This window comes from Trichloromonas sp. (assembly GCF_034006665.1).
GTDB lineage: Bacteria > Desulfobacterota > Desulfuromonadia > Desulfuromonadales > Trichloromonadaceae > Trichloromonas.
Map to the genome: position 1 here is coordinate 98,070 of NZ_JAVESI010000001.1, position 12,779 is coordinate 110,848.

The following is a 12,779-nucleotide window of genomic DNA, read 5'->3' on the forward strand; positions in this document are numbered from 1 at the left end:
GATGGATGAAAACCGCCGACATCGAACAACTCAAACGCGAGATCGTTGCGCGACTGGCTCCGCTGAATCCGGAAAAGATCATCCTCTTCGGCAGTTACGCCTGGGGGGATCCGACTCCGGATAGTGATATCGACCTGTATGTGGTGACCAGGGACGACTTTGTCCCCGCCAACTGGCAGGAAAAAAACCGCCTTTTTATCGAAACAAGCAGCGCATTGGATGACCTCCAGGAACAAACCCCGATCGATCTGATCGTCCACACCCGTCCCATGCATAAAAGATTCGTCGAAATAGACAGCATGTTCAGTCGAAAAATCCTGCGCGACGGAGTCCTGCTCTCATGAGGGAGGTTACCGGTGAGTGGTTGGCGGCCGCGAGCTTAGACCTGGAGACGATCGCCGCGATTATCGACAATGAGAACCTGACGGGGATCGTCGCCTTCCATGCGCAACAGGCCATGGAAAAAACACTGAAAGCCGTACTGGAAGAAACCCGCGTCGAGTTCCCGAGAGTTCACAAACTACAAACCCTTTTCGCGCTCTTACCGGCAAGATTTCGTCAGGACTACAACCTGTTTCTAATCAAAACTTTAGATGGGCTCTATATCGAAGCCCGTTATCCCGGTGAGTTTGGGCTCTTGCCCAACGGCAAACCTTCCCTCGACGATGCAAACAAGTTTTTCGCCTATGCCCAGGAATTTCACGCCCGTATGACCCAAACGCTCAAAAACGAGCATCCATAATTTACTCCGAGGTTCCCCCGTGCCGGAAGATGTCCTCCTCGCCTTTGGCCTGACCCTCTTCGCCGGACTTTCCACCGGCGTGGGGAGCGCTATCGCCTTTTTTGCCAAACAAACCAACACCCGCTTTCTCTCCTTGAGCCTTGGCTTTTCCGCGGGGGTGATGATCTACGTCTCACTGGTGGAAATCCTCGCCAAGGCCCGCGTCGCCCTGGAAAACGCCTGCGGTGAGCGCCCCGGGGCCTGGCTGACGGTGGCCGCCTTTTTCAGCGGCATCCTGCTTATCGGCCTCATCGACAAACTCATCCCCAGCATCGAAAACCCCCACGAAATCAAAGGGGTCGAAGAGATGAGCGCGCTCCCGAGCGAGCGCGAGCGAAAACTGCTGCGCATGGGGATCTTCACCGCCCTGGCCATCGGCATCCATAACTTTCCCGAGGGATTGGCGACCTTCGCCGCCGCCCTTTCCGACCCGACGGTAGGTATTTCCATCGCCCTGGCCATAGCGATCCACAACATTCCCGAGGGCATCTCCGTGTCGGTGCCCATCTATTACGCCACCGGCAGCAAACGCAAAGCCTTCTGCTACTCCTTCCTCTCCGGTCTCGCCGAACCGGTCGGCGCCCTCGTCGGCTACGCTCTCCTCTATCGCTTTTTCAACGACATGGTCTTCGGCTTCCTCTTCGCCCTGGTCGCCGGCATCATGGTCTTCATCTCCCTCGACGAACTCCTCCCCTCGGCGCAGAAATACGGCGAACACCACCTTGCGATCTACGGTCTGGTGGTAGGAATGGCGGTCATGGCGGTAAGCCTGCTCCTGTTCATGTAACAGGCGGATGAAAAATGCCCAGGGGTGCCGCCACAGATGGGCGTTTTTGATCCGCTTGGCCATCGAGCGATCGGATAACGCTCCGACAAAAAATTCCGAAAACGAAGAGGGCGCGGAAACTCCCGATGAGGAGTGGTCCGAGCCCTCTTTTTTGCGGACTTCGACCGGGACCGCTCAGAAAGCCATTTTGGCGAAGGGGGACTGGGACGAGGCTCTGAGGGCGTCTTCGAGGGTGAAAATGTTGTGAGCTTCGAGCAGCGGGATGAGCTTGAGCAGTACCTCGGCGGTGGCGACGGCGTCGCCGAGGGCAGTGTGGCGCCCGTGGATGGTGAGATGAAGCATTTCGGCGATGGCATCGATGGAATGATCCTTCTGGTTGGGGCGAACCACCGAAGAAAGGAACAAGGTGTCGAGCACCGGATTCTCGAAGCGCAGCCCGGTGCGGCGCTCCTTGAGTTGCAGAAAACGCATGTCGAAGGCGGCGTTGTGGGCGACGAGCACCGCCCCTTCGGTGAATTTGTGGAAATGGGGAAGCACCTGATCGATGGTCGGCTGGCCATTCAGGCGAGCCGGATCGATGCCGTGGATGGCCACCGACTCGGGGGAAACGCTGCGGCGAGGATCGACCAGTTGGTCGATAATTTCATCGTGCAGCAGCCGGCCGTTGACGATGCGGATGGCGCCGAGTTGGATGATTTCATCCCCCTGCGAAGGGTTGAGACCGGTGGTTTCGGTATCGAAAACCACGTAAGTGAGTTTACGCAGGGGGCGTTTGCCGAGATCGTCCATGCCCGGTCGGTTGAAGAGGTCGAATTCGTAATAGACCGGGCGCGGCTTGTGCGGCGAGAGGAGTTCCGGGTGCGCCAAGGGGGCGGCGAGGGGCAGCTCGATGCGCACTTCGTGGCAGGCCTTGCCTCCCGCCGATTCGATGAAGACGGCGCCGCCAAAGCTGCCGACCAGATCGCTGAAACTTATGGCCTGCCCTTCACTTTCGACGATCACCGGCGCCGCCATCCAGTCGGCGATGAACTGATAATCGAGACAGTAATCGGGCCAGCCGATGGTCATGGAGGCGCTTTCCGGAGAGGTTGGCCGCAGGGTCACCTGGAAAGCACCGAAGAGTTTCTGCCCCTTGAGCAGGCCGGCGAGATGGGCCAAGGCCTGGACCAAGGAATAGCTGTCGAGGCGCAGCCAGAGACCGTCCTGGGCCTCTCCCTGCAACTCGGCGCCGAAACGGTCGAAGAGGGTCTTGCGCAGAATCTCCATGAGGTTCTCGGCGTGGATATCCTCGACCTTGCTCAGGGCGTGGCGGTGATGGGTGTAGTGCTCGCGCACCTGATCGAGGTTCTGTTGCAGGGCCAGGGAAGCCCGGTCGATCACCCGCCGGTATCGTTGCAACTGATGGGGCTTGAGCTCAGGTCGGGCGAGAATGGTGGAGATAGACCGGCGGATGTCGGCGATTCCCTCTTGGAAAGAATCGGCCATGGTCTGGATCAACCGGTCGCGACGATTATCCGCCTCGATCTGCGGGGTCATGTCCTCCAAGGTCAGGACGAATCCGGAAATCTCCTGCTCTTCAACCTTCTGCCCAAGCACCAAAGCCATGTTCAGGTGCAGACAGGCGCCATCGGGGCGGGTCAGCATGAAGCCGAGAGTCGACAGGGCCTGATCCCGATGCAGCGCCTGACGCAGACGCTCGAAAGCATGCATCAGCGGCTCACGCCGCAGCAGACCGAAGACCGAGCGCCCCAGGCCGATGATCCCGGCACCCTCCTGGCCGTTTCCCGTCTGAAGCAGGCTCTGGGCCTGCTGATTGTAGAGCAGGATCAGCCCCTCGGTGTTGCAGACCAGCACCCCGCTGGGGAGTTCGGACATGAGTGCCGCCAGCCGGTTGCGCTCTTCGTCGACCTGGGCCTGGGCTTCCTGGATGCGGGCGTCGACCTCGGTCTTGAGCTTCTGGAACGCATCGGCGTAATCGTTGATGATGCCGGTGAGATAGACGACCTCGCGGGCGCCGCGGGGGAAGATCCGGTAGTCGGGATTGGCGGTAGCCATCAGCCGAGTCTTTTCAGCCAGTTGCAGGATGGGGATAACGTAATAGTAAAAAAGCAAACTGACCAGACCGCCGATGGCGGTGACCAGAATGACCGAGCCGAGCATGGGGAAGGGCAGGATCTTGTCGAGCAGTCCCTTGATGTAGTCCTGTTCGTCGGGCGCCAAGGAAAACCAGGAACCGAAAAGCGCAGCCCAGATCACGCCGAAGATGACGTTGGCAATGGCGAAGAGGAATATCCAGTAACGGTACTGAGGTTTCATAAACGCCCGGAATCAGGGATGCGCAGAAGAGGGAGTTTCACATTGTACGCAATCCGACCGAGGCCCGTCCAGCACTTTGAACGAAAAAATAACGCTGTTTTCATTTCCCCGAAAGTGCGCCATCACCGCTCGGGAAGTTCGTACTTGTAACCCACGCCGTAGACCGAATGAATCAGCTCTTCATCGGAAGCGGCAAGGCTCAATTTTTTACGGAGTTTCTTGATATGGCTGTCGATGGTACGCTCGCTGACGATACGCTCGTCGGGGTAGATGCGATCCATGAGTTGATCCCGGGAAAAGATCCGCCCGGGGCTGGCGAAGAGGATGGCGAGCAGCTTGAACTCGACAGCGGTCAAATCGAGATCGACGCCATGCAACGCGGCGCGGTAGCGGGCCTCGTCCAGCACCAGCCCGTGGTTGCTCTCGGCGGCCGCCCCGCCGCGACGGAGTACGGCTTTGACCCGGGCCACCACCTCGCGAGGGCTGTAGGGTTTGCAAATGTAGTCGTCGGCACCGAATTCGAGGCCGAGCAGGCGGTCGATCTCCTCGACCCGCGCGGTGACCATGATGATCGGCACGCTGGAAAAACGTCGCACCTCCTTGCAGATCTCCATGCCGTCTTTCCCCGGCAGCATCAGATCAAGGAGCACCAGATCGGGCTTGTGCTCGTGAATGGCGGGAACCGCCGTCAGGCCGTCGTCCACCAGCAACACCTCGAAGCCGGATTGGCGCAGATAATCCGCCAACAGTTCGGCCAGCTTGGGCTCATCCTCAACAATCAAGATCTTGCCGCTCATCGCGCAACCTCCTCCAAAGGCAGTCTGACAGTGATCCACACCCCGCCCAGGGGCGAGGGGCGGGCGGAAATCGTCCCGCCGTGGGCTTCGACGATATTGCGGCAGATGGAGAGCCCCAGCCCGGCTCCGCCGCGGTTGCGATTGCGGGAACTTTCCACCCGATAGAGTCGCTCGAACAAACGTCCCAGATCGGCTTCGGCCACACCGGGGGCGCTATCCTGAAAGTGGATGACGGCCCAGCCCGGCTCCCGTTCCAGACGGACGACCAGTTCGCCGCCGGGATCGGTGTAATGACGGGAATTCTCCAGCAGATTGACGAAGAGCTGACCCAGACGGGCACCGTCGGCAAAGAGCAACATTTCGCCGCCCCCATCCGTTTCGAAACGCAGCGCGATACCTTTGCGATCGAATTCGCTCCGCGCCGCCGCCAACGCCTGTCCCAGCAATTCCGTCAGATCCTCGTCGGCTCTGCGATAGGTCAGGGCGCCGACATCGGAGAGGGCCAGCTGGTAGAGATCCTCCACCAGGCGCCCCAGACGCAGGACTTCGCCGTGCAGGGAGGCGAGCGTCGCAGGGGTGGCCTGGCGGATGCCGTCCTGCAGGGCCTCGATCTCGCCGCGCAGCACGGCCAGGGGGGTACGCAGCTCATGGGAGATATCGGCGATCCAGCGGCGTCGGGCCTCTTCGTTCTTTTCCAGGGTCAAGGCCAGGGAGTTGAAATCCCGGGCCAGTTGCCCCAGCTCATCCCCCCGCTCGGCCGGGGTACGCACGGTGAAGTCGCCCGCCGTAAGCCGGCGCGTCGCCGTCGCCAGGGTATGGATCGGCTGTGCCAGGCGCCGGGCCAGAGGCAGGGCGAGGAGCGCCGAAACGACCAGCGCCAGGGCGGCGATGAGCAGCATCGCCCACTGCTGCTCGCGGACAAAGCGCAGCTGGTTGGCATCGGCCAGCTCCTTGCGCGGCACCAGCCCGAGATAGCCGACAACCTGCCGTTGATGATAGAGTTCACGAAAGGAAAGTCCGTCGGGAAATTTCTCCGATCCATGCAGCAGACTTTTTTGGCCGTCGAGCAGGACCAGGCGCTGGTCGAAGCGCTGCGCCTCCGGCCCCCGGGGTTCGCGCACACCGCCTTGGGGGTGGTCGCGGTGTCGCTGCAGACGCCGCTCCAAGCGTTCCAGCTGTTCGGGACTGTAGATGCGCTCGGAGCCGGTCAGCAGAACCAGCCGATGAAATTGGCCCGGGTCGCTCCGCAGGAAAGCCCAATCCCCATACGCGCCGTACTGCTCTTCCAGTTCACCGGCAAGGCGCTCCAGCCGTTCCTCGTCCAGGGTGTTGACATACTGAAGAAAGCCCCGGTCGAGACTCCACTGAACAATGAGCAGCAGCCCCAAAGCGATCAGGGCGCTGGCCGCGAGCAGGGTAAAAAAGAGGCGATATCGAAGACTCAAGCGCATGCGGGAAGACTCCGTGATGTTTGCTGTCCGGTTTTCCTTTTAGCACACCCCTCCCCCAAAAAACCAACATCGCGTCCTAACAGCGCACCTTTCCTCATTTCTTCCATATTTCGTGCAAAATCCTGGGGTATTTATTTCCCCAAGCACATGGGGCGACAAAAACGATGCCGCCCCCATCCGTCAAAGGAGGGCACCATGAAAAGACCCGCTTACCTCGCCACGCTTTTGATAAGCAGCCTGATTGCCGCCACCGCCCTGTCCAGCGACGCCCTGGCCGACCGCCGGGACCACCCTGCCCAGCGACGGGAAGAACGCGCCCCGCGCTTCACCAGGCACGCTCCCCAGCGGGCTCCGGTCAATCATCATTACCGCGGCCATGAACATGTCCGTGTCGGCAAACATGACTATTATCATCGCAACGGCCGTTTCTTCCGTCCCGGCCGCTTGGGCCTGGTTTCGGTTCGCGCCCCCATCGGCGCCATCGTCGGGAGCCTGCCCCTTGGCTTTTCGGTCCAGCTTTTCGGCGGCGACACCTACTTCCAGGCCGGCAGCACCTTCTACAGTCGGGTTCCTTCCGGCTATATGGTTGTCGACGAGCCGCGCCGGCGGCCGGACCGTGCCTACGCTGGAAAGGCGTCGCGATACGTCACCATCAATTCCGCCCTGCTCAACATCCGCACCGGCCCCGGCCTGCATTTCGGCATCGCCGGCCAAGTCGGACGCGGAACTCGACTTCCGGTGCATGGCGACCGAGACGGCTGGTATTATATCCAGCAAGCGAACGGAGTGCGGGGCTGGATCATGGCTGACTTCACCCTGCGCTGACCTGGAACCCGCGAAAACGACCCCGTAACGGGTATCAACAAAGGTACGAAACGTACCCCACACCAAGGAGAAAGACGATGAAACACACCACAAAAGGCCTGCTCATTCTGCTGATGGCAACTCTGACCCTGGCGGGAGGCCTGGGGAGTGCCCTGGCCCAGCCGGGCATGGGCAAAGGGATGAGAGCCGGCGGCCCTGACCGTTCCTGCGATGACCGGGGTTTTAGCCGACACCATGGGGGAATGGCCCAAATGCTCAACCTGAGCGAGGAACAGGAAACCAAAATCCAGGCGATCATCATTGAGGAAAGGCAGAAAGTCGAGCCGCTACGCGCCCAACTGGCGGAAACCCGCGACGAGATGAGTAAACTCTCCGCCGCCGGATCCTTCGACGAAGCGGCGGTGCGTGCCCTGGCCGAAAAGAAGGCTAAAATCCACACCGAACTGAGCGTCGCCAAGGCGCGCACCCAGAGTCGGATCCAGGCCGAACTGACCCCCGAACAACGGGCATTGACGGACAAGCTGCGCCCGGGGATGAAGGACGGCCGGCGCGGCAAGGGGCGGTTCTGGGACAGTGAGCGTTACTCCCGCCGGGGCGGGAATCTTCCCCCCTGGCACTGGAAGCGCTGAGCCGCGCAGATTTGATCAAAGCGGATCACAGACAAACGCGGCCGACGGAAAATCCGTCGGCCGCGACTCTTTTTGCTGATGGGAAGCCCCCCATACACACAAACTCACCCTGACACAGGGGGGTCAGCGCCGGGGCGGATACTGTTCAAAAATCTTCTTGACGGCATTGGGGATTTTCCCCTGGGCATCCCGTTCGTCGGTGATCCCGCCGCTCACCGTCCCCTGCCAGACCAAGGTGCCCGCTCGCCGGTCGATCAGCTCGACATTGAGGAAACCTCGTCCCACCGATTCCGCCTGCCCACGCCCCACACCTTCCCGAACCCAGCGCCATTGATAGCTGTAGCCGAGATCTCCGGGGGTCGCCGCCACCGCCTCGCGGATGCGCGTAGTGTAGCGCACCAGCAGGTCGGGCTCGTCAGCCCGAACCGCCAAACCTTTGCCGATCAATTCTTCGGTCACGGCACGGCGGATGAACTGATCGGTCATATCGTCGCCGAGCAGGGCATCCATCAGCGCCGGCTTGCCGTCCACCCAGAACCAGGAGCGGTAACCGTCAAAGTCGGCCTTCCAGTCGAAGGAACTGGAAACGCTCATCGGCTTGGCGCAGGCAACCATCAGCAGCAGTAGCGAAAGCAGCGACAACCATCTCGGAATTTTCATCGGGACACTCCTTGTCGGCAGGGATGGGGGTTTCGGGCGAAGGGTCTGTAGCCGAAAGTTTACCAGAATCGCGCCCCGATGACGTGCCTTATGTCAAAAGATGGGCCCTTCCGGGAAAAATCTCCGTTTGCCGTCAGGATGGAGGCTGGTATAGGATCTGTGCGTTTTGCTCAGAACTTTTTTGCCGAGCCGAAAGAAAGGGATCGACCGTGAACCGTTTCGCGAACTGCCTGCTTTTCACCCTGCTCTGCCTGGCGCCGCTTCCGGCTCTGGCGGATCTCGCCACCGATCTGCGCGACTGCGCGCACTTGGAAGACGACCAGGAGCGTCTTTCCTGTTACGACCGGCTGGCCGGCGTCAACAGCGCGGACGCCGAAATCGTCGCCCTCCCGTTCACACCAGAAGGCGAAGCGGAAAGTGCGCTCCCCGCCCCCGAGAATGAAGTCCCCTCTCTCCTGACCCGCCGCTGGGATCTGGACGAAAAGCGTCCGCGCGGACGCTTTACTTTGATGATGCATCGGGACAACTATTTGATGCCGGCGACTTACAACAACAATTACTATCAACCGAAAGAAGGCGAGGACTACACCGTCGAGGAAGTCAAGGCGACCGAAGCCAAATACCAGATCAGCGTCAAGACCAAGCTCTGGCAGGACATTCTCGGCAGCCGCGCCGATCTCTGGTTCGGCTATACCCAGCAATCTTACTGGCAGATCTACAACGTCGACGAGTCGGCCCCCTTCCGCGAGACAAACTACGAGCCGGAGCTGCTCCTCAACTACCGAACCCATTACGATCTCGGTTTCGGCGGGCTGCGCCTGCGCACCCTTACCGCCGCCCTGAATCATCAGTCCAACGGCCGCTCCGAACCCATGTCCCGCAGCTGGAATCGGATAACCGGCCAGGTCGGCTTGGAAAGCGGCCCCCTGACCCTGCTGCTGAAGGGCTGGTACCGCATCCCCGAAAGCCGTGACGACGACGACAACCGCGACATCGACGACTACCTCGGACCGGGAGAGCTTCAGGTCTACTATCTCAAAGAAAAACACCGTTTTGGCATGATGCTGCGCAACAACTTCCAGAGCGAAAACCGCACTAGCATGCAGTTGGAGTGGAGCTATCCGATTCTGGAAAAAGTCGGCTTTTACGTGCAGTATTTTAATGGCTACGGCGAAAACCTGCTCGATTACGACCAGCACACCAACCGCATCGGCCTCGGCTTCATCCTCACCGACTGGAACTGAAAAGCGCCCACCCAGCGCCAACCAATCCGTCTCCCGGGGCGAGCAAGGCTCGCCCCGACTCCCTCCTTCCCTGCCGTGCATTCGCTCATTAGTAAAAAAGATCCCACTTGTGGCACAATGGTTGCTTATTCACCTCCCTGAGTATTTTATCAGACAAAACCCTGAACCGAAATGACGTGTCTTCCGGGTGCCGCGCGAAACAGCGACAGGTTTTTTTGACAGGCCCTGTCGGTTTTCCGGCTTTTTTCTGAATCGCGAAGATCGACAACCCGGCGCAAGCCCCTGCAGCAAAGGAGTTTCCCGTGAAAAATCTCAAACTGGCCACCAAAATCATTCTTCTGAGCGGCGTCATCAGCCTTTCCTTCATCCTCGCCATTACCTGGATCTACGGAAAATTGCGCAGCGATCTCCATACCGGCAAGGAAGCCATGGTCGCCAACGCCGTGGCCACCGCCTGGGGGGTGGTCGAGCATTACGCAAACCAGGCCGCGAGCGGCGTAATGGATCGGGAAACGGCGCAGCAGGCCGCCATCGAAGCGTTGCGCCACACCCGCTTTGAAGGGAACAACTACTTCTGGATCAACGACCTGACCCCGGTCATGATCATGCATCCATTCTCGCCCCAACTGAACGGGAAAAATCTCTCCAACAACCGTGATCCGGAAGGCAAAGCGCTCTTTGTGGAGATGGTCGAAGTCGCCCGCAGCAAGGGGGAAGGCTTCGTCAAGTACCTGTGGGCCAAACCCGGATCCAGCGAGCCGGTCCCCAAAATCTCCTTCGTCAAGGTCGTACCCCAGTGGGGCTGGGTGATCGGCGCCGGCATCTATCTCGACGATATTGCTGCCGATCTCTCCCGAACCCGGACTCTGCTCATCGCCATCGTCGTTACCGTTCTGCTTTTGGCCCTGGTTCTGGTCTACCTCACCGCCCGCGACATCTCCGGCCCCATGGCCCAGGCCGTGACCATGCTCAAGGAAATGGCGAATGGACGCCTCGGCAGCCGCTTGCGTCTCGACCGCCACGATGAAATCGGCCAGTTGGCGGCGACCATGGACAGCTTCGCCGACGACCTGGAAAAAGAGATGGTGGAAAACCTCAAGCGACTGGCGGCGGGGGATCTGACCATCGAGGTCCAGCCTCGCGACAACCAAGACGCCATCCGCGGCGCCCTCAACCGCCTCGGCCACGACCTCAACGATCTGGTGAAACAGATCCAGGTCGCCGGTGAGCAGATCGCTTCCGCCAGCGCCGAAGTCTCCGACGGCAGCCAAAACCTATCCGAAGGGATGACGACCTCGGCCAGTTCCATGGAAGAGGTGGCCAGTTCGATGACGGAAATCGGCTCGCAGACCAAGCACAATGCCGAAAACGCCGCCCAAGCCCAGAAACTCGCCGGCGCTGCCCGCGCCGCCGCCGAAAAGGGGAGCCTGCAGATGCAGTCGATGGTTTCGGCTATGCGGGAGATCAACGAATCGGGGCAAAACATTTCTAAGATCATCAAGGTCATCGACGAGATCGCCTTCCAGACCAACCTGCTCGCGCTGAACGCGGCGGTGGAAGCGGCACGGGCCGGACAGCACGGCAAGGGCTTTGCCGTGGTCGCCGAGGAGGTCCGCAACCTGGCAGCGCGCAGCGCCAAGGCGGCCCACGAGACCGCCGGCCTGATCGAAGGCTCGGTGGCGAAAACCCACAACGGCACGACCATCGCCGAGCAGACCAGTTCCGCCCTCAAGGAAATCGTCAGCAGCGTCGCCCGGGTTTCCGACCTGGTCGCGGAAATCGCCGCTGCCAGCAGCGAACAGGCTAACGGCGTCAGCCAAGTCAGCATCGGCATGGAACAGATTGATCAGGTGACCCAGCAGGCAACCGCCAACGCCGAAGAGAGCGCCGCCGCCGCCGAAGAACTCGCCGCCCAGGCAAACCAGATGCAGGAGATGCTCGGTCGCTTCAAGATTCGCGGCGCGACCTCTTGGACCCAAGCGCCGACCCGCCCCAAGCGACTCCCCCCTTCGCCGGTTCCGGCGGCCGCCACCGTCCGGCGCCCTCTGCCCCCCGCCAAGGAAACCGGCTGGGGTGAAACGCCCCCGCCGGACAAGCCGGCAACCGAGTTCCAGGGAAGCGACTTCATCGCCCTCGACGACCACGAATTCGGTAAATACTAAAGGCACACCCACCGGGCCGGTTATCAACCGGCCCGGTTTTTTATGGGAGCACTCGCCCCTCCGGGAAAGGATGCCCAAGGCGACGCTCCTTAATGAGACAACGGCAGATGCCCCTTGTCTTTTCTTTTCCGAGCCCGTATGATTAGCGAAATTCTTCTTTCTTTTCCTTGGGATGGACATGCTGCTCTTTCTCCAACGACATGCCCGGGCCGTCTGGCTGCTGCTCCTCGCTTTCAGCGGGCTGTGCCTCGGCAGCCTGACCGCCGGCTTGCTCGGCCTTGGCCTTGAGCCTTCCCCTGCCCCCACCGCCCTCAAACAAAGACCGCGCCCCGCCGCCGCTGCCGGTTCGCGGGATTATTCCGCCATCACCCAGCGCAACATCTTCGATTCCAGCGCTCCCGCCGCATCGATCCCGGCCGCCGCACCCAGGCGGCGCGGCGCGCCGGCTGGAGCGCCTGCGGCCGTCGCGCCGCCCCGTACCGATCTCAAGCTCATCGGCACCGTGACCGGCCGCGCCGAAGACTCCCTGGCCCTGATCATGGCGAACAACGAGATTACCGCATACCGCCCGGGGGATGCCCTGCCCGGAGGAGGGCAACTGCTCGCGGTCGATCGTAACGTCGCCCACATCGAGAACGCCGACGGCAGCCTGAGTCTGCTGCTGTTGCATCAGGAGCCATCCGCTTCCGCTGCCTCCTCCGCTCGTCGCCAAGCTCCCGCTTCCGCCTTGGCCCAACAAAAAGATTCTGGCGGTATCCGCCCGGTCGCCCCGAATCGCTGGCTGATCGAGGGGGGCGTCGTTGAGCAGGCGCGCGGCAATCTCGGCGAGGTGCTCAAATCGGCACGCATGGAGCCGCGTCTGGTCAACGGCGCGACCGACGGATTTGTCATCGCCATGGTCCGACCGGGTTCCCTGTTGACCCAGATGGGCTTCCGCAAGGGGGATGTGGTCCTGCAAGTCAACGGCATGCCCCTGGACAGTCCGGAAAAGGCTCTGCAGATCTTCCAGCAGCTACGTGAAGCCCGTTCTCTGCGCGTCCATGTCGAGCGGCAGGGGCAGCCCTCCGTCTTCGAATACGAAGTCAATTGAACAAGAGCGCTTCAACCTGAGCTCGGCCCGATAACCC

12 protein-coding genes are annotated in these 12,779 nt (G+C 61.0%); 8 read left to right on the forward strand and 4 right to left on the reverse strand.

Annotation, left to right across the window (positions count from 1 at the left end; genetic code table 11):
• Window positions 1–5: 5 nt before the first annotated feature.
• Genes RBR25_RS00470 through zupT form a run of 3 tightly spaced genes read left to right on the forward strand, consistent with a single transcriptional unit; the run spans window position 6 to window position 1,568 of the window.
• On the forward strand, window positions 6–344 hold the full coding sequence (locus tag RBR25_RS00470; protein ID WP_432817551.1) for a nucleotidyltransferase domain-containing protein: 339 nt from the start codon (window positions 6–8) through the stop codon (window positions 342–344).
• Window positions 341–742, forward strand: coding sequence for a HEPN domain-containing protein (locus RBR25_RS00475; protein WP_432817552.1), 402 nt, complete (start codon window positions 341–343; stop codon window positions 740–742). The genes RBR25_RS00470 and RBR25_RS00475 overlap by 4 nt, the downstream gene beginning before the upstream one ends.
• Before the next feature lie 19 nt (window positions 743–761).
• Window positions 762–1,568 (forward strand): zinc transporter ZupT, encoded by an 807-nt coding sequence (zupT, locus tag RBR25_RS00480; protein ID WP_432817553.1) that lies wholly within the window; start codon window positions 762–764, stop codon window positions 1,566–1,568.
• Between the two features lie 174 nt (window positions 1,569–1,742).
• Here the strand turns inward: zupT and RBR25_RS00485 are convergent, their stop codons facing one another.
• The 3 genes from RBR25_RS00485 to RBR25_RS00495 all read right to left on the reverse strand — a co-directional run bounded on the left by RBR25_RS00485 (window position 1,743) and on the right by RBR25_RS00495 (window position 6,132).
• Window positions 1,743–3,884 (reverse strand): exonuclease domain-containing protein, encoded by a 2,142-nt coding sequence (locus RBR25_RS00485; RefSeq protein WP_432817554.1) that lies wholly within the window; start codon window positions 3,882–3,884, stop codon window positions 1,743–1,745.
• A 122-nt stretch (window positions 3,885–4,006) separates the two neighbouring features.
• A complete protein-coding gene (locus RBR25_RS00490; protein ID WP_432817555.1) occupies window positions 4,007–4,681 on the reverse strand; it encodes a response regulator in 675 nt (224 codons plus the stop codon).
• Window positions 4,678–6,132 (reverse strand): ATP-binding protein, encoded by a 1,455-nt coding sequence (locus RBR25_RS00495; RefSeq protein ID WP_432817556.1) that lies wholly within the window; start codon window positions 6,130–6,132, stop codon window positions 4,678–4,680. The genes RBR25_RS00490 and RBR25_RS00495 overlap by 4 nt, the downstream gene beginning before the upstream one ends.
• Before the next feature lie 195 nt (window positions 6,133–6,327).
• Here RBR25_RS00495 and RBR25_RS00500 point away from each other — a divergent pair, with 195 nt between their 5' ends.
• Both RBR25_RS00500 and RBR25_RS00505 read left to right on the forward strand, forming a co-directional pair.
• On the forward strand, window positions 6,328–6,957 hold the full coding sequence (locus tag RBR25_RS00500) for a DUF6515 family protein (protein ID WP_432817557.1): 630 nt from the start codon (window positions 6,328–6,330) through the stop codon (window positions 6,955–6,957).
• A gap of 77 nt (window positions 6,958–7,034) precedes the next feature.
• Window positions 7,035–7,586: a Spy/CpxP family protein refolding chaperone gene (locus RBR25_RS00505; protein ID WP_432817558.1), complete on the forward strand. Its 552-nt coding sequence runs from the start codon at window positions 7,035–7,037 to the stop codon at window positions 7,584–7,586.
• A gap of 123 nt (window positions 7,587–7,709) precedes the next feature.
• On the opposite strand, the gene RBR25_RS00510 is transcribed toward RBR25_RS00505, so the two are convergent.
• Window positions 7,710–8,246, reverse strand: coding sequence for a DUF4136 domain-containing protein (locus tag RBR25_RS00510; protein ID WP_432817559.1), 537 nt, complete (start codon window positions 8,244–8,246; stop codon window positions 7,710–7,712).
• A gap of 209 nt (window positions 8,247–8,455) precedes the next feature.
• Here RBR25_RS00510 and RBR25_RS00515 point away from each other — a divergent pair, with 209 nt between their 5' ends.
• The 3 genes from RBR25_RS00515 to gspC all read left to right on the forward strand — a co-directional run bounded on the left by RBR25_RS00515 (window position 8,456) and on the right by gspC (window position 12,742).
• Window positions 8,456–9,490 (forward strand): phospholipase A, encoded by a 1,035-nt coding sequence (locus RBR25_RS00515; protein WP_432817560.1) that lies wholly within the window; start codon window positions 8,456–8,458, stop codon window positions 9,488–9,490.
• A 302-nt stretch (window positions 9,491–9,792) separates the two neighbouring features.
• A complete protein-coding gene (locus RBR25_RS00520) occupies window positions 9,793–11,652 on the forward strand; it encodes a methyl-accepting chemotaxis protein (RefSeq protein ID WP_432817561.1) in 1,860 nt (619 codons plus the stop codon).
• 178 nt (window positions 11,653–11,830) lie between these two features.
• Window positions 11,831–12,742, forward strand: coding sequence for a type II secretion system protein GspC (gspC, locus tag RBR25_RS00525; protein WP_432817562.1), 912 nt, complete (start codon window positions 11,831–11,833; stop codon window positions 12,740–12,742).
• Window positions 12,743–12,779 lie beyond the last annotated feature (37 nt).

Coding starts and splice junctions, on each gene's coding strand:
- RBR25_RS00495 (WP_432817556.1), bottom strand. CDS start 6,132: ATGCGCTTGAGTCTTCGATATCGCCTCTTTTTTACCCTGCTCGCGGCC.
- RBR25_RS00485 (WP_432817554.1), bottom strand. CDS start 3,884: ATGAAACCTCAGTACCGTTACTGGATATTCCTCTTCGCCATTGCCAAC.
- RBR25_RS00505 (WP_432817558.1), top strand. CDS start 7,035: ATGAAACACACCACAAAAGGCCTGCTCATTCTGCTGATGGCAACTCTG.
- RBR25_RS00510 (WP_432817559.1), bottom strand. CDS start 8,246: ATGAAAATTCCGAGATGGTTGTCGCTGCTTTCGCTACTGCTGCTGATG.
- RBR25_RS00470 (WP_432817551.1), top strand. CDS start 6: ATGAAAACCGCCGACATCGAACAACTCAAACGCGAGATCGTTGCGCGA.
- gspC (WP_432817562.1), top strand. CDS start 11,831: ATGCTGCTCTTTCTCCAACGACATGCCCGGGCCGTCTGGCTGCTGCTC.
- RBR25_RS00500 (WP_432817557.1), top strand. CDS start 6,328: ATGAAAAGACCCGCTTACCTCGCCACGCTTTTGATAAGCAGCCTGATT.
- RBR25_RS00490 (WP_432817555.1), bottom strand. CDS start 4,681: ATGAGCGGCAAGATCTTGATTGTTGAGGATGAGCCCAAGCTGGCCGAA.
- RBR25_RS00475 (WP_432817552.1), top strand. CDS start 341: ATGAGGGAGGTTACCGGTGAGTGGTTGGCGGCCGCGAGCTTAGACCTG.